This window comes from Enterococcus sp. DIV0183 (assembly GCF_050541505.1).
GTDB lineage: Bacteria > Bacillota > Bacilli > Lactobacillales > Enterococcaceae > Enterococcus > Enterococcus faecalis.
Genome location: NZ_CP172932.1, coordinates 1,608,394 through 1,627,692, shown reverse-complemented (window position 1 = coordinate 1,627,692; position 19,299 = coordinate 1,608,394). Strand labels below are relative to the sequence as shown.

General features: G+C 35.8%; 22 protein-coding genes and 1 pseudogene. 15 read left to right on the top strand and 8 right to left on the bottom strand.

The genetic code is table 11. The features are described 5' to 3' along the window. Positions 1 to 80 precede the first annotated feature (80 nt). Together IGK72_RS08015 and IGK72_RS08010 are read left to right on the top strand one after the other, a co-directional pair. Positions 81 to 566, top strand: coding sequence for a MaoC/PaaZ C-terminal domain-containing protein (locus tag IGK72_RS08015; protein WP_002357164.1), 486 nt, complete (start codon positions 81 to 83; stop codon positions 564 to 566). After that, positions 559 to 1,245 (top strand): Bax inhibitor-1/YccA family protein, encoded by a 687-nt coding sequence (locus IGK72_RS08010; RefSeq protein WP_002357165.1) that lies wholly within the window; start codon positions 559 to 561, stop codon positions 1,243 to 1,245. Before IGK72_RS08015 ends, IGK72_RS08010 begins: the two co-directional genes overlap by 8 nt. A 45-nt stretch (positions 1,246 to 1,290) precedes the next feature. Here IGK72_RS08010 and IGK72_RS08005 read toward each other — a convergent pair whose 3' ends face one another. The 3 genes from IGK72_RS08005 to IGK72_RS07995 all read right to left on the bottom strand — a co-directional run bounded on the left by IGK72_RS08005 (position 1,291) and on the right by IGK72_RS07995 (position 4,398). Further along, positions 1,291 to 3,093 carry a glycerophosphoryl diester phosphodiesterase membrane domain-containing protein gene (locus tag IGK72_RS08005; protein WP_002364138.1) on the bottom strand — a complete coding sequence of 601 codons (1,803 nt, stop codon included), beginning with the start codon at positions 3,091 to 3,093 and terminating at the stop codon, positions 1,291 to 1,293. Positions 3,094 to 3,193: 100 nt separating this feature from the next. Further along, on the bottom strand, positions 3,194 to 3,802 hold the full coding sequence (locus IGK72_RS08000; RefSeq protein WP_031324485.1) for a TVP38/TMEM64 family protein: 609 nt from the start codon (positions 3,800 to 3,802) through the stop codon (positions 3,194 to 3,196). A gap of 221 nt (positions 3,803 to 4,023) precedes the next feature. Then, the gene (locus IGK72_RS07995) at positions 4,024 to 4,398 is read right to left on the bottom strand and encodes a VOC family protein (RefSeq protein WP_002381774.1); all 375 of its coding nucleotides are present in this window, start codon (positions 4,396 to 4,398) and stop codon (positions 4,024 to 4,026) included. 196 nt (positions 4,399 to 4,594) lie between these two features. Here IGK72_RS07995 and IGK72_RS07990 point away from each other — a divergent pair, with 196 nt between their 5' ends. The 4 genes from IGK72_RS07990 (at position 4,595) to rplS (ending at position 7,809) form a co-directional block, all read left to right on the top strand. Next, positions 4,595 to 5,956, top strand: a complete 1,362-nt coding sequence (locus IGK72_RS07990; RefSeq protein ID WP_002357171.1) for an Nramp family divalent metal transporter — start codon at positions 4,595 to 4,597, stop codon at positions 5,954 to 5,956. 107 nt (positions 5,957 to 6,063) lie between these two features. Then, complete coding sequence (gene rimM / locus IGK72_RS07985) at positions 6,064 to 6,588, top strand: ribosome maturation factor RimM (protein ID WP_023895601.1); 525 nt, start codon at positions 6,064 to 6,066, stop codon at positions 6,586 to 6,588. Continuing rightward, positions 6,578 to 7,318 (top strand): tRNA (guanosine(37)-N1)-methyltransferase TrmD, encoded by a 741-nt coding sequence (trmD, locus tag IGK72_RS07980; protein WP_002381776.1) that lies wholly within the window; start codon positions 6,578 to 6,580, stop codon positions 7,316 to 7,318. The genes rimM and trmD overlap by 11 nt, the downstream gene beginning before the upstream one ends. 143 nt (positions 7,319 to 7,461) lie before the next feature. Further along, positions 7,462 to 7,809 (top strand): 50S ribosomal protein L19, encoded by a 348-nt coding sequence (rplS, locus tag IGK72_RS07975; RefSeq protein WP_002357176.1) that lies wholly within the window; start codon positions 7,462 to 7,464, stop codon positions 7,807 to 7,809. Positions 7,810 to 7,930: 121 nt separating this feature from the next. On the opposite strand, the gene IGK72_RS07970 is transcribed toward rplS, so the two are convergent. Beyond that, a complete protein-coding gene (locus tag IGK72_RS07970; RefSeq protein ID WP_002378417.1) occupies positions 7,931 to 8,836 on the bottom strand; it encodes a polysaccharide deacetylase family protein in 906 nt (301 codons plus the stop codon). Positions 8,837 to 9,050: 214 nt separating this feature from the next. Here IGK72_RS07970 and yqeK point away from each other — a divergent pair, with 214 nt between their 5' ends. The 3 genes and pseudogenes from yqeK (at position 9,051) to IGK72_RS07955 (ending at position 11,798) form a co-directional block, all read left to right on the top strand. After that, a complete protein-coding gene (yqeK, locus tag IGK72_RS07965; protein WP_031324486.1) occupies positions 9,051 to 9,629 on the top strand; it encodes a bis(5'-nucleosyl)-tetraphosphatase (symmetrical) YqeK in 579 nt (192 codons plus the stop codon). A gap of 90 nt (positions 9,630 to 9,719) precedes the next feature. Beyond that, positions 9,720 to 10,711 (top strand): annotated as a pseudogene (locus tag IGK72_RS07960) (DUF4767 domain-containing protein). A gap of 334 nt (positions 10,712 to 11,045) precedes the next feature. Continuing rightward, entirely contained in the window at positions 11,046 to 11,798 is a 753-nt protein-coding gene (locus tag IGK72_RS07955; protein ID WP_002369238.1) for a DeoR/GlpR family DNA-binding transcription regulator, read from the top strand. A gap of 40 nt (positions 11,799 to 11,838) precedes the next feature. Here IGK72_RS07955 and IGK72_RS07950 read toward each other — a convergent pair whose 3' ends face one another. From IGK72_RS07950 to IGK72_RS07940, 3 genes are all read right to left on the bottom strand, one after another. Next, positions 11,839 to 13,242: a PTS galactitol transporter subunit IIC gene (locus IGK72_RS07950; protein WP_002357183.1), complete on the bottom strand. Its 1,404-nt coding sequence runs from the start codon at positions 13,240 to 13,242 to the stop codon at positions 11,839 to 11,841. Positions 13,243 to 13,336: 94 nt separating this feature from the next. Continuing rightward, positions 13,337 to 13,639: a PTS fructose transporter subunit IIB gene (locus IGK72_RS07945; RefSeq protein ID WP_002357185.1), complete on the bottom strand. Its 303-nt coding sequence runs from the start codon at positions 13,637 to 13,639 to the stop codon at positions 13,337 to 13,339. Between the two features lies 1 nt (position 13,640). Next, the gene (locus IGK72_RS07940) at positions 13,641 to 14,135 is read right to left on the bottom strand and encodes a PTS sugar transporter subunit IIA (protein ID WP_002357187.1); all 495 of its coding nucleotides are present in this window, start codon (positions 14,133 to 14,135) and stop codon (positions 13,641 to 13,643) included. Positions 14,136 to 14,358: 223 nt separating this feature from the next. On the opposite strand from IGK72_RS07940, the gene lacA reads away from it, so the two are divergent. Beyond that, positions 14,359 to 14,787, top strand: a complete 429-nt coding sequence (gene lacA, locus IGK72_RS07935) for a galactose-6-phosphate isomerase subunit LacA (RefSeq protein WP_002357188.1) — start codon at positions 14,359 to 14,361, stop codon at positions 14,785 to 14,787. 25 nt (positions 14,788 to 14,812) lie between these two features. Then, on the top strand, positions 14,813 to 15,328 hold the full coding sequence (gene lacB / locus IGK72_RS07930; protein ID WP_002357189.1) for a galactose-6-phosphate isomerase subunit LacB: 516 nt from the start codon (positions 14,813 to 14,815) through the stop codon (positions 15,326 to 15,328). Between the two features lie 245 nt (positions 15,329 to 15,573). On the opposite strand, the gene IGK72_RS07925 is transcribed toward lacB, so the two are convergent. Further along, on the bottom strand, positions 15,574 to 15,861 hold the full coding sequence (locus tag IGK72_RS07925; RefSeq protein WP_002369241.1) for a hypothetical protein: 288 nt from the start codon (positions 15,859 to 15,861) through the stop codon (positions 15,574 to 15,576). A 580-nt stretch (positions 15,862 to 16,441) separates the two neighbouring features. On the opposite strand from IGK72_RS07925, the gene IGK72_RS07920 reads away from it, so the two are divergent. The 4 genes from IGK72_RS07920 to IGK72_RS07905 are packed head-to-tail and all read left to right on the top strand — an operon-like array spanning position 16,442 to position 19,144. Then, positions 16,442 to 16,903, top strand: a complete 462-nt coding sequence (locus IGK72_RS07920; RefSeq protein ID WP_222821623.1) for a PTS sugar transporter subunit IIA — start codon at positions 16,442 to 16,444, stop codon at positions 16,901 to 16,903. 14 nt (positions 16,904 to 16,917) lie between these two features. Beyond that, the gene (locus IGK72_RS07915; protein ID WP_002357192.1) at positions 16,918 to 17,415 is read left to right on the top strand and encodes a PTS system mannose/fructose/N-acetylgalactosamine-transporter subunit IIB; all 498 of its coding nucleotides are present in this window, start codon (positions 16,918 to 16,920) and stop codon (positions 17,413 to 17,415) included. Between the two features lie 33 nt (positions 17,416 to 17,448). After that, the gene (locus IGK72_RS07910; RefSeq protein WP_002357194.1) at positions 17,449 to 18,300 is read left to right on the top strand and encodes a PTS mannose/fructose/sorbose/N-acetylgalactosamine transporter subunit IIC; all 852 of its coding nucleotides are present in this window, start codon (positions 17,449 to 17,451) and stop codon (positions 18,298 to 18,300) included. Next, complete coding sequence (locus IGK72_RS07905; protein WP_025190088.1) at positions 18,275 to 19,144, top strand: PTS system mannose/fructose/sorbose family transporter subunit IID; 870 nt, start codon at positions 18,275 to 18,277, stop codon at positions 19,142 to 19,144. Before IGK72_RS07910 ends, IGK72_RS07905 begins: the two co-directional genes overlap by 26 nt. Positions 19,145 to 19,299: the final 155 nt, after the last annotated feature.

The window sequence follows — 19,299 nt, the reverse complement described above, 5'->3', positions numbered from 1 at the left end:
TCCTTTAAAGACTACTTTTTAACTTGCCTTTTAAGTACATTTTGGTACAATTATCTTATCAATAACGGAGGTGTACTAATTTGAATATCGGAAAACCGAGAAAATTAGGCAAAACCATCGAAGATATCGAAGAGGGAGATTCGTTGTCCTTGACAGAGTCAATTGAAGACAAGGACTTATTACTTTACTTGGGCTTGACCAATGATGCGAATCCTTTATATATCCAACATGATTATGCCCAAAAAACAGAATATGAAAAACCAATCGTACCATCAATTATGCTGATGGGAATTATCACTAGTGCGATTTCAAAACATTTACCAGGACCAGGTTCACATGTTGTGAATTTCTCTGTGAACTTTGTGGAACCCGTTTTTCATTACGAAACATTGACTTTCCAATTAGAAGTAATCAAAGTCGACAAAATGAAAGATGTGATTACCATTTCAGTTGAGGCTGTTAATGAGCAAGAAAATCGCGTGTTAGATGCAGTGGTGATGGTTCAACCACCCCAAGTGACGATTGATGAACTAACAGAGAAAGAAGGGACTTTAACTTATGAATAATCAAGAGTATATCCAAACTGGCACAGGTTTGAATAAATTTTATGCCAAAATTTACGGATTTTTAGCGTTAGGAATTGGTATTAGCGCAATCATGGCTTATGCAATGACAACTGTCTTTTTACCCGTTCTAGCTACTTTATTCCAATCAAGCTTAGCTTTTTGGATGATTTGGCTTGTTGAAATTGGCTTAGTTTTATATCTAGGCGCAAAAGCACAGAAGAATCCAACCATTGCGATTGCAGGATTTGTTGCGTATGCATTATTAAATGGTGTCACTTTATCCGTGACGTTATTAATGTATACTGGTGGAACAGTGGCCGGCGCATTTTTAAGTGCAGCAGCTACCTTTGGCGCGATGTCATTAGTAGGTGTCTTTACGAAGAAAGACCTATCAGCAGTTGGTCATGCCGCTTATAGTGCCTTAATCGGAATCATCATTGCGATGTTGCTAAATATGTTCCTTTTACACAGTAATGCTGTAGAATTCTTTATTTCCATTTTAATGGTCCTAATTTTCTCAGGGATTACTGCTTATGATAACCAACGTATACGCCAAGTCTATGCGCAAACAGGTGATCAAGCAGGTACTGGGATGGCCGTTTTCTTCGCATTACAATTATACCTTGACTTCATCAACTTATTCTTAGCTTTCTTAAGAATTTTTGGTAAAAACAACTAACATGAACGTAAAAGAGCCAATCTGCTCAGCAGATTGGCTCTTTTTTTAACCCATTCCAATAGCGAAATTCAACAGTTTATCGGAGTATGTTGGGTTTTCTAAATCGGTTTTCATTGTTTCGTTCAGTAGACTGAGCTGATCGGTAATGATGCCATCGACGCCATAAAAAATCATTCGTGTCATAACATCTTCATCATTTGCTGTCCAAGCATAAACCTTTTTCCCATCATGATGAGCGGCATTTACAAAGTTACGATTCATTGTACTGTATTCCATAGTAAAAAAGTCAACTGGCATTTTAGGCGGTCCCACAATGTTGAAAGGAATAACGTAGCCTACATAAAAGCGTGGTTCTTCTTTCTTTAAGGCCATCGCCGTATCATAGGTTAAGGTATGAAGGATATGGCCGTTTTCTAAAATATTTTCACGGTATTGTTTGACAAAGCGCTGTACTAAATCAGGGCTATCTTGAGGCGTGGTTTTGATTTCAATTAATAAACGTTGTTTTAATTGATTGGCTTTGGCTAAATAATCATCGAAAGAAACCATTTTAGCAGTTTGACCATTTTCTGTGACATTCATATTCGTTAATTCTTTAAGTGTTAATTGATTCGGTCGTTTATTAACGCCCGTTAACGCCCGTAAATTAAAATCGTGCATGACAATAAATTGATGGTCTTTGGTTTCTTGAATATCCATTTCAACATAATCAGGTTTTGCCTTATTGGTCTCGATTAAAGAATCCAAGGTGTTTTGAACGCCATTGTTACCATTAACACCACGATGGGAGATGGTAACCGGTTTTCGGTCAGGTGTATGACTTAGGTAATTCGTATTATAGGTGCCTACACCAATTCCGAAGATGATTGCAATCAAACAAAAAAGAACGACTCTGAAGGTGGTCCATTCTACCCGAACCTCTGATTTCGGGGTGAACCATTCTGGCGTGTCAGGCAAAATCCCTTCATCCTCCATATCATCAACAATAATGTAAAAAATAGCAACACTAGACAACACCAAGTTTAAGAGCATCATAACCTGAAGGAGCGTCATAGCGATGACAGCGCTAGGTAAAGACCACTCAGGTTTAAACGTTTCGACGGCGGTTTGACCTAAAAATATCAAGAAATAGCCAGCCGTAAAAATCCCTAAAACAGTTCCTCCAATGATAATAAATTGTCCTAAAATCTGGAAAAAGCGCCGCTTTGTAATTTGCCAACTACGTTTTAAAGACTCACGAAAACCAACATCACGTAAAATCAACTCTGGAAGGGCAAAAGCAAGTCGAATCGCTAAATATAAGATAATCAGCTCTAACAGTACGAAACCAATAATAATAATGACGCGATTTGCAAAAATAAAATCTAAGATAAAGGCTGGAATCTTAACTCTTGTTAATAAATAAGAGCGGAAGGTTAACCCACTTAATGGTAAAATCAAAAAGAAATATGCTAGGAAAAACAGAAAGGTAATTCCTCGAACTTTTTTGATCTGAAGCAAGGTGCCGTGCAATAATTGCGTTAGAGTAATTGGTTGCTTTTTCTTAATAAAATAAACACTAAGCAATAAAAAGGTAAATTCAAAAAAGAGCGCCAGTAAAATTAACAGCCCAATTAGTAGAAAAGTCAAAAGTACATAGGGATGTTGCGTAGCAATTGCCCCTAAGTTATCGTAGGAAATATAATCAATCCCACCTTCTTTGAGTACCAATTTGGACAAACTTGTCAATAAAGGCAATAGAACGAATAACATAAATCCGTGCATCAAGAGCACATCGCGAAAATACGCCGTTGTCCCTTTAAGAAAATCTAGCGTATTCACAATACTATTTTTAAAATAACTAAACATCAAAAGTCCCCCAGTTTCTACCAAAATTCCATAATAAAAGGACTAAATCAAACTGACACAGGCAGAGTTTTGATTTAGTCCGTTCGCTTTTTTATTTATTTTACATTCCCATTAAGCTAGTTAAAAATGTACCGCCATAAATTAACGCAAGACTATATAAATAGATAGAAGCAGGTTTTGCTAATAAAATAATCAGAGTAAATTTTTTCACAGACATTTTTGTTAAACCGGCCATTAAACAAAGCGCATCATCCGGTGCAATCGGGAAGAAAATTGCTAAAGCAAACAATCGTTCAAAACGTTTTTCATTGTCTAACCAACCGATATACTTGTTATATGTTTTATCACTGACAAGGCTCATAATGAATGGTTTCCCATAATTACGACCTAATAAGAAAATGATAATAGAGCCAAGTGCAATACCAACGTAATTATAGACGAAGCCCATTGTTGGCCCGAAAATCAAGACCCCTGCAGCACAGCTAACACCACCAGGAATAATCGGAATAACCACTTGAATAATCTGAATTAACATGAAAATAATCGGACCGAGAATGACAGATTGCCCTACTAGTCCTCTTAGTGCATTGATGTCCTTGAAGACACCTAATCGGATAAAATAGATGGTTGCAATTATGGTTGCAACAATGCCCAAAATGGAAATAATATTAACAATTTTTCTAGATAGGGTAACACTCACATTTCTCATCTCCTTTAGTTATACTCATCGTACTTTTAGTATATAACTTTTCATCAATAAAAAACATCGTTTGTTCTTTCTGCAAACGAACAAAGTTGTAAGATACGCATCATTTGATAAGTTTATTATACAAAAAAAGAGACAGAAAAGACATCCTACTTAAGACCCATTCTGCAATGATCTTTCGAAAGAGAGTTAAAGAAACGAAAGTGGAGCATCTTTTAGTAATATTATAGAGGGGCAAAGAGTGAAATTAAATTTGCATCCACGTCTTTAATGATTGCGTATCGTTGGCCCCAAGGTGCATTCCAAGGTTCTTTAAAAACAATGTAACCAGCTTGGCTCATTTTTTTTACGGTGTTATCAACTTCTGCGGCCGTTTCACAAAGAAAAGCAAGTTCGATTTTATCGCCTTGCTGGCTAGGCGCAAACCCATAGACACCAGTAATCATTTGTAGTGAATTTAAAGAAATCCTGACGCCATTGTTTTGTAATTCTGTGTAATCAGGCGAAGCTTCTCCCAGCACGTTAAAACCTAGCGTTTGGTAAAAAGAGAGTGCTTGTGTCATATCGTTGACGATAATACCGACCATATCTAACTTCATCCTCATAACCTCCGATCTATGATAAAATAAGTGTAAGGGATTTTTTGGTAAAAACCAAACGATTTATAGCGAAAGTGCTTAAAAAATTAAAATGTAACAGTTTACAACGAAGAATAAGAAGACTATAATTATGTTAACTAGTTTTAGGTGTACCTAAAAGTGAAATGTGTGAACAAGATAGATTGAGGGATGTTGGATGAAAGAAAAGAAAACGGAAAAAATGCTTAATTATGCAAATGGACCTAGTTTAGAAGAGATAAATAATACCGTCGAGGTACCTAAAAACGCTAGCTTTTGGCGAACTTTGCTAGCCTATAGCGGACCTGGCGCTTTAGTGGCTGTTGGTTATATGGATCCAGGAAATTGGATTACGTCAATTGCTGGCGGAGCGGAATATAAGTACACGTTACTTAGTGTGATTTTACTTTCTAGTTTAGTTGCCATGTTACTACAAAGTATGGCTGCGCGCTTAGGAATCGTGACAGGAATGGATTTAGCCCAAGCGACTAGAGAGCATACAAGTAAACGAACGGGCGTTGCCTTGTGGGTGGTGACGGAGTTAGCCATAATGGCTACAGATATCGCTGAGGTAATTGGTGGTGCAGTTGCTTTGCAATTATTATTTGGTTTTCCATTATTAATTGGTGTGTTAATAACAACGTTTGATGTTTTATTACTGTTGCTACTGACAAAGTTAGGCTTTCGCAAAATCGAAGCAATTGTTTCTTGTTTAATTGCAGTTATCTTTTTTGTTTTTGCTTATGAAGTGGCATTAGCAGATCCAAATATTGGTGAAGTGTTACGAGGTTTTATTCCAGACACAAAAATAGCGACAGATAAATCCATGTTATTTTTAGCCTTGGGAATCGTTGGAGCGACAGTCATGCCTCATAACTTATATTTGCATTCTTCCATTGCGCAAGCTCGGAAATTTGATCGTAACGATGATGCTGAGAAAGCCAAAGCAATTCGTTTCACTACTTGGGATTCAAATATTCAATTAACTGTCGCTTTTGTCGTAAATTGTTTGTTGTTAATTTTAGGAGGAGCATTATTTTATGGAACCAACAGTGAATTAGGTAAATTTGTTGATTTATTTGATGCTCTGAAAAATCCAGATATTGTTGGTAATATTGCTAGCCCAGTGTTAAGTATTCTTTTTGCAATTGCTTTACTGGCTTCGGGTCAAAATTCAACGATTACAGGTACGCTGTCAGGACAAATTGTAATGGAAGGCTTTATCCATTTAAAAATGCCGTTGTGGGCACGACGAGTGTTAACTCGTTTGTTAGCAATTGTGCCAGTCATTATCTGTGTCATTATTTATGGCGGTAGCGAAACGGCTGTTGAAGACTTGTTGCTTTATACGCAAGTTTTCCTAAGTATTGCTTTGCCAGTGTCGATTATTCCTTTAACGATGTATACAAGTGATAAAAAATTAATGGGCCAATTTGCGAATCCAGCGTGGGTGAAATTTTTAGCTTGGATTATTGCTATTGCCTTGACGTTATTGAATTTATTTTTAATTTATGGCACATTAACTGGTTTAACGAATTAATAAAAACAAAGGCTGACTGGAAAAGTTGGCCTTTGTTTTTTCATAGAATTTGCGCGTAAGAAATGGTAGAATAGGAAAGATGAAATACAAGGAAGAGAGGCTTTCACGTGACAGATTATTTAAATGTAGGAAAAATTGTGAACACACAAGGAATCAAAGGAGAAGTTCGGGTCATTTCGAAAACGGATTTTCCAGAAGAACGTTATCAAAAAGGGGCAACGTTACTGCTATTTCAAGAGAAAAAAGCACCAATTGAATTGGTCGTGAAGTCCCACCGCAAGCATAAGAATCTTGACATTTTAAGCTTTGAAGGACATCCAAATATCAATGATGTTGAAAAATATCGTGACGGTATTTTAAAAGTTGCAAAAGACAATCTCGCTGAATTGGCAGAGGACGAATTTTATTATCACCAAATCATTGGTGCCACTGTTTATGATGAAACCGGTAGTGAACTGGGAAAAATTAAAGAAATTTTATCTCCTGGTGCGAATGATGTGTGGGTCGTCCAACGACCAAAGAAAAAAGATTTACTTTTACCGTATATTGAAGGCGTTGTTACAAAAGTCGATGTCGAAAATCAACGGATTGATGTGGACATTCCAGAAGGATTGATTGACGATGAGAATTGATGTATTAACTCTTTTTCCTAGAATGTTTGAAGGACCAATGGGGGAATCAATTATTGGGAAAGCTCGGGAAAAGCAGTTATTAGAATTGAATGTCTCTAATTTTCGCGATTTTTCAGATAACAAACACCAAACGGTCGATGATTATCCGTATGGCGGTGGCGCGGGGATGCTTTTAAAAGTACAACCGATCTATGATAACCTAAAGGCAATTGAAGAAGAGACAAACCAGCAACCAAAACGGGTCATCTTATTAGATCCAGCAGGAAAACCGTTTAATCAAAAAATGGCCGAGGAATTTTCACAAGAAGAACATTTAGTTTTTATTTGTGGACATTATGAAGGCTATGATGAGCGAATTCGCACGATGGTTACAGATGAAGTTTCATTGGGGGATTACGTTTTAACAGGGGGCGAATTAGGCGCAATGGTCATGATTGATGCGACAGTCCGTTTATTACCTGATGTCTTAGGTAATAATCTTTCTGCACAAACGGATTCACATTCCACTGGCCTATTAGAGCATCCACAATATACCAGACCTGCTATTTTCAACGATATGGAAGTCCCTGCCGTGCTAACGAATGGTAACCATAAATTAATTGCAGAATGGCAACTAAAAGAATCATTACGACGGACCTTTTTGCGTCGACCTGACATGTTGGAATCAGTAGAAATGACGCCTGAAATGTTGAAGTTATTAGAGGAAATTAAACAAGAAGAGCAAAAATAAGGGAACTTTCAAGAAAATTCTCTTTACAGCTTATTTTGTCTGTGGTAAACTAGTTTGGTGAGTGCAATGCGCTCTAACTATTACAATATTCCGCTGTGGCAGAAGTGACCATAAGAATATTTGGGAATAAGGAGAAGGATAAAATGAATCCATTAATTCAAGAATTAACACAAGAACAATTACGTACGGATATTCCTGCGTTCCGCCCTGGTGACACTGTTCGCGTTCATGCGAAAGTAGTCGAAGGTACTCGTGAACGTATCCAGTTATTCGAAGGTGTTGTAATTAAACGCCGTGGTGCTGGAATCAGCGAAACTTACACAGTACGTAAAGTTTCAAATGGTGTTGGTGTGGAACGTACATTCCCATTACACACACCACGTGTTGCTCAAATTGAAGTGGTTCGCTACGGTAAAGTACGTCGTGCAAAACTTTACTACTTACGCGCATTACACGGAAAAGCAGCTCGTATCAAAGAAATCCGTCGTTAATCTTTACTATTCGACAAACGAACACCCTCTTGCTCAGCAAGAGGGTGTTTTTTTGTGTAATTAAGTAGAAAATCAACATTGACTAAGACCAGAAATACTTCCTTTAGTGCTCCAAGTTGCTCTAATATAAGACACCAAATTGATAACCATTTGCTTGATAAAACTCTATTAATTGTGGCAATGCTTGTTTTGTTAATTCCTTATCTACTGAATCATGCATTAAGACTACTCTAATATTATAATCTGGATAAACCTCAAGTGAATGTTGATGGAAAGCGAGCATTTCTGCGACTGTAGTAGGCTGTCTGTCTAACGGTTCCGCATCCCCAACCATCGCATTCCAGTCAATCCAATGGATGCCAAGTTGTTTGAATAATTCATCAGATTTTTCTGTACCTCCCCATGACATATGACCTCCTGGGTATCGCCAGAGAGTTGTTTGAAATGTTTCGCCCAATATTTTTTTAAGAGAGTTCTCCATGGTTGCTATTTCCGCTTGTATTTCTTCAGTGTTGACAATCCCGTTTGGATATAACGTTGCATAATCATGAGTTGAACTATGAAAGCCTATTGAATGTCCTTCTGCAACTTCGCGTTTCACTATCTTTTGATTTTCGGAAGTTAGGGTATTTCCTACAAGAAAAAAAGTTGCGTGGACGTTATACTTTTTTAATGCATCTAGGACTTGTGGGGTTATTTGATTATTAACGCCATCATCAAAGGTTAAGAATACTAATTTTTCACCTTTGTAAGGTTCTTCTCCAGTTATATATTTTCTGATTTTGTCTGCTGAGTAAGCATATTTTTTTGATGAAATAGTCATGTGTGTTGATTCCTTTTCTAACTTGGTCGGGGAATCTTTTTTTGCAGTTGAATTTTTAGTCGATGTCTGCGTAGTATCATCATTTTTACTTGTTATCTTGGGTTGAGTTAATAGGAACGTTTGAATGAAAACAAGAACAATGAGGATTAACGCACTAAATAATACATACCCGTTTATTTTGAATTTTCTTTTCTTATGTCGCATACTTTCACTCCTCTTTGGTTAATGAAAAAGTTAAAAAATACACCTCCACGTTATACAAAATTGAACGTCCTATTAGTTATAGACGAATTTGAGGACCAAAAAGTTTCAATTTAGTTAGCTGTTTATTTAATAAAAAATAAAAGGTTGCTAGAGGATGAAAGGAGTATACTTTATTTATCTAGAAGAGTAATCGGAATGAGAAAGGGCTGTGGAAATGGATCATCAACAGGTGTTGAAAAATGAAATTAAACAATATTTAGTGAGTAAAAACTGTGAGAAGACGTATTATCATTGTATGGAAGTTGGAGAGTATGCCTATCAACTTGGTGAAAAATATTTAACTAGTCCAGAAAAAGTAAGTATTGCAGGATATTTACACGATATCTCTGCGATTTATCCAAATAATCAGAGAATTAGTGTCGCACAAAAATATGGGATTGAATTAAACGAAGCAGAAATGGCCTTTCCAATGATAATTCATCAAAAAATTTCTAAGTCTATTGCGAAAATGGATTTTGGTATTGAAGACAATGAAATTTTATCAGCTATTGAATGCCATACAACACTGAAGAAAAACTATTCGGACATAGATTTAGTTTTGTTTGTCGCTGATAAAATAAAGTGGGATCAAGAAGGGAAGCCACCATACTTAGATGGTTTATTACAAGCTTTAAATTGTTCTTTAGAAAATGCCGCATATTTCTATATCGATTATATTTTGAAACACGATATTAAAGTTGTGCATCCTTGGTTATGGGATGCTTACAATCAACTTAAATTGACAATTAAATAACAAATAAATATAGCCGTTTTTAGTCGAGTTTTGCTGGTGAGAAAAGGGGAAAAGTAGTACAGTATTCTTGTCAGAAAGAAGGGATTCCCAATGAAAAAAATAATCTTGATAGGTCTTTTATTGAGTATTTTATCAGGATGTTCTTCCAACAAAAATGGTGACAGCACTGCAAGCAAGCCGACAGCAACATCAGAAATGAAAGCACCTGCTACCGTTAACAGTAGCCAAGCGAGTCAAATGAGCACGGAGTCAAAATCTAGTACAACTCGAAGTAATTCTTCTGCTTCTACTAAAACTGGAAATCAGTTGTGGTCTGTGCAAAAAAAGCACAGTTACAACAATTTATGGCTGATTGGGGGCAACGGATGAACCAAACGTATAAAGAATATACACCAGGAAATTCAATCAATTTTAATGGCGTCCAAGCGCCTGATGGTCTAGTAGGAAATGCTACTATGCAACCAGCGATTGATCAGCATCCCATTTATTTAGAATGGTCTGAAAATGGACAAGTGAAGGATGGATATGCGTTAGTTGCTGTTTACTCTGATGCAGAAACGCAACCAGAAATGCAAAAGCATTTGTATTTATTCACCATCGTTAACAATCATCCCTTAGTTTTAGTGACGATGCAAAATCAAGGAGATCCTTATGGCTATCTGTATTTTGTAGCAACAGATAATGCAGAGTTGAGGGCTGGCTTTGAAAAAATTGTAGGTGCCCCGTCAATTACTAAAGAACAAATCCCAAATATTTCAGTCAATCCGTGGTCTTCAAAAGAGGAAACGATTGATTTTTACGAAGGAATGTATAAAAACACGGCAAACGAAATTTCAACTCAAATTGACTGGCATAACTATCAGCGGGCAAATTGGCGCGAGGTAGAAACAAAAGGCGACACTATGACATTACATTTTGCCAACGTGGGCGGTGCTGGGGGCTCATATACACAATTCACGAAAGTTGGTACGAATACTGTTGTTGTATCATTTGATGGCAATGCTGCTTATCCCGATAACCCAAGTAGCGTTTTACTCGTGCAAAATAGTGATTATAAAGTTTTAAGGACTTTGAATCAGTAATAGGGGAAATATATCGTTTACTTAAACATAGGCAAAGGCGGGTTGCTTACCTTTTTATAAGTAACCTGCCTTTGCCTATGTGCTATTTTTTGGATAGAGGTGCTCAGAGTAGGGGATGTTTTTCTGGGAAGTTTTTATGCTAGATCTCTATTTGACTAGGCTCAAATAGATCTGAATCAATCGTTGAAGTGATATCTGTTTATATAAAGATAGGCTAAATTGTCATTTTTTTACGAATCGTCGTTCATGTTAAAATAAATGGAGAAATGTTTTAGTATTCATAGTAAGTATTTTATCGTAGAATAAAAGATATACTAACAATGGAGCGATGAAAATGCTAAAAGAAGAAAGATTAAATGCGATAGTCTCTCTAGTAGATCAAAAAGGGGCAATCAAAGTTACTGAAATTATGGAACGATTAAATGTTTCGGATATGACTGTTCGTAGAGATTTGACAGAATTAGAAGCAGCGGGGCGTTTAAAACGAGTACATGGAGGAGCTAGCAGTTTAAATACATATCGTCCACATGAATTGTCTCATGCTGATAAACAAATTATTAATAGTGTTGAAAAAAAAGAAATTGTCCAAAAAGCATTAAGTTTAATTCACGAAGAAGAAACTATCTTCCTAGGACCAGGAACAACTATTGAACTTTTGGCCGAGGCAATGGAATTTAAACATTTAAGAGTAGTAACAAACTGTTTGCCTGTGTTTGAAACGTTAAGTAAAAAAAAGAATGCGTTGACCATTTATTTGGTTGGTGGAGAAATGCGACTTTTAACTAAATCTTTTTTTGGTGAAATAGCTAATAAAGCATTAGAAGAAATGCATTTTCATAAAGCATTTTTTAGTTGTAATGCGTTAAAAGATAATAAAATTATGACAGCGACTATTGAAGAAGGACAAACACAAGCAATTGCATTAGATAACTCAATAGAAAAATATTTATTAATGGATACTTCTAAAGTAGAGAAACAGGATTTTTATTCTTTTTATCAATTAGAAGAAGTGACAGCGGTAGTTACAAATAAAGATAAATTTGACACATCTAAAGTATTGGAAAAAGTTGTCAGGGTGATCTACTAAAAAGAAGAGGTGCAGATGCACCTCTTCTTTTTAGTTCCCCTTATTGAGCTTTTTGAGCATAAATAATATTTCGCTTCTTCATTTGTTTTGCATACCAAATGAAAATCAGTAGATAGGCGACTAGCGCCAGACATGCGTATAAAATAAATTCGAGTTGACCTTGTGATGCATTGCCGACTAAGTATCCTAAGAATTTTTCCATTGGCCCTTCCATGGTAGTATGTGAAATTAAAGTATTATTATTTAGACCCGCTGGGAAAGCGCCAACTTTTTTTGCGGTTTCGGTAACGAACGGTGCAATTAGGGTACCAGACCATAAGAACAAAGGTAATTCGATTGCTCCAATGATAATCATTCGGATGAGTTTACCTCTTGTTACTACTAGTAGAGCAGGGGTTACACCCATTGCAATAATTCCGCCAAGTGGTAAAAGTTTATTGCCAGGTAGGACAATGGCTTCTAATAGCATAATTGGAGCCAATACGTTAGCTGCTGCCCAGATTTCAGCACGACCAGCTAAGAAAGGCCAATCTAAACCAATATTAAGTGTACGTCCTTTTAATTTATTCGAAGCAAAATCAGTGATCCCTTGGGATAAAGGCTCAACTGCAGCGATAAACCAAGTTCCAATTAAAGAGAATAGTTCCAAACAGACTGCAGCCGTAAAGGATAGAGAAAAAATTTGCGTGGGTGTTTGGCCAGCTAAAAGACCCACAAAAATCCCTAAGTAAATCCCAATGGCAAATTTTGATCCCCAAAAGCCAATTTTACTATTCAATTTGGCAGCGTCAAAATCGTATTTGTCTAACCAAGGAAAAAGCTTATCAAAAATTTTATCAAAAACCATAATGATTGGATTCATCATATAGTTCATATGCGTGGTAGTCATAGGATTTGTATCTGGGGCGTTAAGTAAATCGTTAAACGTTGGTTTCATTAAGTCAGAATTGATAATTTTTAAAACACCTATGAAAATAACTAAGATTGTTGCAATTATTAAGTTTGCGCCACAAAAAATAGCAAATAAACCAACAATCGATAGATGCCAAATGTCGAAAATATCCACATCTAATGTGTTTGTTTTATTTAGAATTAACATAATGACATTGACAATCACCATAATTAAAAGAAAGTAAAGGGTGTAAGGAGATCCCCAAGTGATGGTTGCTAAAGGTGCCCAACCAACATCAGTAATATTTAAAGAAATTCCTGTACGTTCTACGAAAGAGGCCATTGCATCTGAGAAAGCAGTAGTTAAAATTCCTATAATAGCACTGATACCAGTTAAAGCAATTCCTAGTTTAAGACCACCTTCTAATGCGCGAGTGGGTTTTACCTTAAAACAAAGGGCAATCAGTGTTAAAACAATAGTCATTAAAGGAGCAGCACCTAAATCAATTAAAGGTTTAAAAATTGTATTTGCTAGGTCAATAATCGTATTCATTTATTTTCTCCTTCATAAGCTAAGATAACAAAATTTTTATCTTAGTTTTGTTATTGTTGACAGTGAAGCGTAAGTAATTAGTCTGAAAAGGAAATCATTTGTTTAAAGAGTGAATGATACTTTCCATTTGTTGATAAACAGGTTCAGCCATTGCTGGAATTCGATAAAGAATTGCGCCTGCATCAACTACAGGAATCGTGATTGGGAAACCCAAATCTGTTTTGGCGATTTGGGCGAAAATATCATAGTGGGATAGCATCTCTTGATTGATATCTTTAATCATTACGGCATCGCAAGAAACTTGGTAGCCTCTTTTAGATAATTCTGTTTCTAATGCAGATTTGATTTGATGGCTAGAGTTTACCCCAGCCCCACATGCAGCTAAAATTTTAATCATGTTAAATCTCTCCTTTAAAATTTTTTTGTAAAAAACGATAAACTTCTTCTTTATCTTCACATTGAAAAAAAGCCAATAGTGATGAACGGTCTGTCGTGTTAATAAAATCCATGATAGTCGCTAAAAGACCCGTTTGTTCAATACCGTTTTCATTTAAAATCATGAAAAGAAAGGAAACAGAGAGCGTTTCATCTGGGATAATCATGTTATGAAATGATAAGGATTGTTTCAATTTAATCGGGATAATTCTTGTCGTGCGTACAAAGGTACTTTCGGTATGCGGAATGGCGATATTCGGTAGTGCAGGATCAATCGGTGTTAAACTTAAACCAGTCGGATAGTTGTGTTCTCGTTCCAATAAATTAGTTAGAAAATCAGGTGTAACTAATTTCTTTTTTAACAAGTCTAAATAAACTTCTTCAAAAACTTCTTCTTGTGTTTTTTTGTTTGAAATATAGGTAGTATCTAATGAAAAAATCGATGTTTTAATAACCATAGAACCCCTCGTTTCTTTAATATATTATTATTTATTTACAAGTATAATATAAAACGCTTTCAAAAAGATGTCAACACAATATTAAACAATAATAAACAAAAAAAGAAAATAAATGTTGAATAAAGTTCGATATTGTTTTATTATGTTTTCGAGAAGGGGATTTGAGTTTAAAGAAAGGGACAGAATTTTAATAGTAGATACACGAGGTAAGGAGGAAAACAAAATGCGTGTCATACTTGGTTCAGATTTAGATGGAATAAAATTAAAAGCAGAAATGAAACAATACTTATTGCAAGAAAAAGTTGAGGTAATCGATAAAAGTGAAAGTGCTTCGGAAGACTTTATAGAAGCAACGCTTGCTGTTGCTCATGAAGTTTTAAAGGATACTGAAAGTTTAGGAATCGTTTTTGATGGTTATGGGGCAGGTAGTTTTATGACTGCTGCTAAAATTAAAGGAATGATTGTCGCTGAATTGTCAGATGAGCGTTCTGCATATATGGCGCGAGAACACAACAATGCTCGGATGATCACGGTGGGCGCAAAAATTGTTGGAACGGAACTAGCCAAAAACATAATAAAAGAATTCTTAACAGGTCATTATGCAGGCGGGCGTCATCAAATACGTGTAGATATGTTAAATAAAATGGCTTAACAAATAATAGAAAGGAAGCGTTTTTATGAGAATTGCCATTGGTTGTGATCATATTGTGACGGATACCAAAATAGCAGTTTCTGATTTTTTGAAAGCAAAGGGATATGAAATTTTAGATGTAGGCACGTATGATTTTACTCGAACTCACTATCCTATTTTCGGAAAAAAAGTGGGAGAAGCCGTAATGAGCAATCAGGCTGATTTGGGTATATGTATTTGCGGAACAGGCGTTGGAATTAACAATGCGGTTAACAAAGTGCCGGGTATCCGTTCTGCTTTAGTTCGCGATATGACTACAGCGTTGTATGCGAAAGAGGAATTGAACGCAAATGTTATTGGTTTCGGTGGGAAAATAACAGGAGAATTCTTGATCTGTGATATCGCTGCTGCCTTTATTGAAGCACACTATCATCCAACAGAAGACAACGAACAACTAATTGAAAAAATTAATCAAGTTGAAAAACAACATCCAGAACAACAAGATGCGCACTTTTTCGATGAATTTTTAGATAAATGGCAACGAGGAGTCTATCACGATTAGTACGTAATCAATGAGGGTTATTTGAGAAAGCGGTCTTAAATAATAATCATTGGTATTTGAGTTAAATTCCCCTTCATTAATTTTTATTGCTGTTTTAATGTGGCACTGTAAAGAGCATTATTAAGAAAAAGAAGTAACAAAGGAACAAATTGAAGGCTATACAGGTAACCATAAAAAGTACACGAGAAAAGAACTCGTGTACTTTTTATGGTTTCGCTGCTTGTTTTATTTTAGTAATTATTTTTCTATAAAAATAGTCCCAGAATTATTAAAATAATCCCGATAACTAAACTGCCGATGCCAGAAGCCGTACCATATTTTTTACCTAAATTTATATCAGTAGTATTTTTAGGAATCAAGTTTGAGAAAAAATAAAATTTTTTTACCAAGATTAGATATGCAACAAGTAAAAGTAATAATCCTAAGAGAAGATAACTAAGATTTTCAGCTAATAAATCTAGATGAGCTAATAACAATATCCCCAAAAAGAGGCCTACCAATCCATATTTCATCGTTTTTTCTTTTGCTGACATATAAATATCCCTACTTTACTTTTTAATTTATCAAGAGCATAAAACCATAGATTCGATATAAGTTCATTTTGTTGTATCCAAAAGAGCATGACCTGGAATGACCTATATAATTAGAAAATTGGAGTGATATATAGTTATTTTACCATAGCTTAAATGAGTTGATTAACTCCGAATAATGTACAACTATGTACACCTATTGTGGGTGGAATGTGTGTTGGGACTTTGCTAACCTAATAGTTGAAAAAATGAATCAATAAATTTAGAAAAGGGACTATTCAAAAGCAACTTTTTTGGGAATTGCTATATTATTTATTTTTTTAAGCGTAATCAACTAAATGTTTTTATGGATAAAGAAAGTCATTGTTCCTTGTCATCAAGCTACAACAGCCAAATTCATTAGAATTTTTTTAGTGAATGACTTTAATTTTAGAAAGGTACTGTTGTTAAACATTAATGCTATCAAAGGAGTGTGAGGCGAACGAAGCAAGTATTTTCATTGTATAAAAGTTGTATTATGGACTCTTAAAAAGAGGTGATTTAAAAAAATTTGAAGTGGAAATGTTAAGAAAGGTGAGAGGAAATGACTTATTTAGTTCTGGTCAGTCATGGCGATTTTGCTAGAGGGTTAAAAAATTCATTAGGGATGTTTGCTAGCGAGGAGATAGAGAAAGTCAGAGTGTTTGGCTTACAACCTGGTGAATCTACCGATAATTTTGGTAAGCGGTTTCTTTGTGAAGTTGAAAAATTACCGCAGGAAACGAGGCTAATCGTTTTGGCTGATATTGTAGGTGGGAGTCCACTTGCTACTATTTGTAAAGTATTAGATAAGCAAAAAATGCTAGAAAATTCTCTGATTGTTGGAGGAGTGAATTTTCCAATGGCTTTAAATGCGCTTCTATTGAAAGAAACTAGTGAATTATCTGATTTGAAAAAAATGATAGTAGCAGATGCTTGTCATGGCATTAGAGAGTTAACTGTAACTGAAGACGATGTAACTGAAGACGATGTAACTGAAAACGATATAACTGAAGAGGATATCTAAAGGAGAAGATGAACATGTCAATTTCTTTTGTTCGAATCGATGATCGAATGATTCATGGCTTAATTACTTTACGTTGGACTAAAGAAATGCCATGTGATGGCATTATAGCTGTGAATGACAAAGCAGCAAGTAACCCCATTTTAAAGGAAGCATATAAAGCAGCTGCACAAGATAAAAAAACCTTTATTTGGACAATGGCGCATTTTTTTGATGTAAAGGATAAAGTATTAGCGTCTAAGTCAAAATACTTTTTGATTACAAAGAGCCCTTTGGATATGAAAAAAATTTTGGTGGATTGGCATTTTGTTCCAAGTGAAGTAAAAATGATTAATGTTGGACCGGGAAATGACCGCGAAGGGACAATTAAATTAGGGGATAACCAATCCTTTACAGCAGAAGAAGCAGCGGCTTTTGAAGAAATTGAAAAGGCTGGTTACAAAGTGGATTTTGCCTTGTTACCTGATCAACGAATTGGTTCTTGGGCGCATTTTAAAGCTAAATTTGGTTACTGATTCTAGAAGTTTTGAAAAGAGGAGAGTAGTATTATGACAATCAACTGGATACAAGCGGCTATTTTAGGCCTATTTGCTTGTCTGTGTTCAAATTCTTGTATGGCTGGACAAGCGGTGGGAAATTATACGATTGGGCGTCCTTTAGTCGGCGGATTAGTTTGTGGCATTATTTTAGGAGATTTAAAATTAGGAATCGCTTGTGGCGTAGCAATGCAATTAGTTTACATTGCTTTGGTCACACCTGGAGGCACAGTGTCTGCTGATGTGCGGGCAATTTCATATATCGGGATTCCTTTGGCGATGGTGGCGATTTCGACCAAAGGGTTAGATCCACTTGGCGGCTCTGCAGCCGACCTGGCTAAATCGGTCGGCACATTAGTTGGAACGATCGGAACGGTATTATTTTATTCTGTTGCCGCGTTAAATTTAGTTTGGCAATCGTTTGGTTGGAAAGATATAAAAAAAGGCAAGCTTGATCATTTATATGCCATTAATTTTGGTTGGCCGTGGATTTCTCATCTACTTTTTTCCTTTTTGCCAACCGTGATTTTAACCTATTTTGGGGCTACGGCTGTTACAGCAATGAGAGATGCATTACCTATGGATGGTCTTGCAATGAAAACGCTTTTTACTGTAGGTGGCATGCTTCCGTGTGTGGGAATTGCAATTTTGTTACGTCAAATTGTTAATAAGAACATTGATTTTGTACCTTTTTTTGTAGGGTTCACATTAGCTGCTTCATTAAAACTCAATTTAGTCTCAATAACGATTATTGCGCTTCTTTTTGCTGTAATTTTTTATAAAATTGCTTTGATTAAAAACAATACTAAACTGGTTGATTCAACAGGAAGTCTGACGAATGATGATGAAGAGGAGGACATATGAGATGGAAGAGTTGAAAGCAAATAAATTAGACCAAAAAACGTTAAAGCATTCTTTTCATTTATGGTTTTGGGGAGCGTTAACTTGTTTTTCACAACAGCATATGCAAACCTTCGGCTATCTTTCTTCAATGCTTCCTATTATCAAAAAACTTTATCCAAAACATGAAGACCAAGTGAAAGCCATTCAAGCATATACAGCTTTTTTTAACACAAATCCAATGCTTGGAACGGTCATTGTTGGTGTGACTGCTAGTATGGAAGAGGCTAGAGCAAGTAAGAATGAAATTGATGGAGAAACCATTAATGATATGAGGGCAGGATTAATGGGACCGATTGCAGGGATTGGCGATTCATTAGTTGATGGTACCTTGATTCCTATCTTGTTAGGAATTTCCTTAGGAATGTCCACGGGCGGTTCGCCAATTGGTGCCATATTTTATATTATTGTTTGGACGTTAATTTCCTATTTTGGCCAACGCTTTTTGTATTTTAGAGGCTATCATTTTGGTGATAAAGCAGTAAGTTTCTTAGTTGGGAAAGAAGGAGCCGCTGTTAGAGTTGCTATCGGAGTTATTGGTAGTATGGTTGTCGGTGGGGTCCTTGCATCTTGGGTAAATGTGACTACTTCTTTTAAATTAATAGGTGCTGACGGAAAAGTTTTCCTTAAACTGCAAGATAAAATTGACAGTATTTATCCAGGATTATTAACGATACTTGTTACCTTGTTTTGTTGGTGGTTAATGTCAAAAAAACATGTTTCCGCTATTTGGACGATGCTTATTTTAGTTGTTATTTCTCTCGTTGGCGTTTTATTAGGTGTTTTCAATCCAGGATTAACTTACTGAACAATCACCAAAAAGGACTCTAGCTGTTAGAGCAAACTGGCTTTTGTAGAAAATCGATGACGAAAAAGCTAATAAATTAAATTATTGTTCTCTAAGACACAGAAAGAATCTTGTGATTAAAATAAAAATATATAAAATAGAAGAAATTTAGAGAC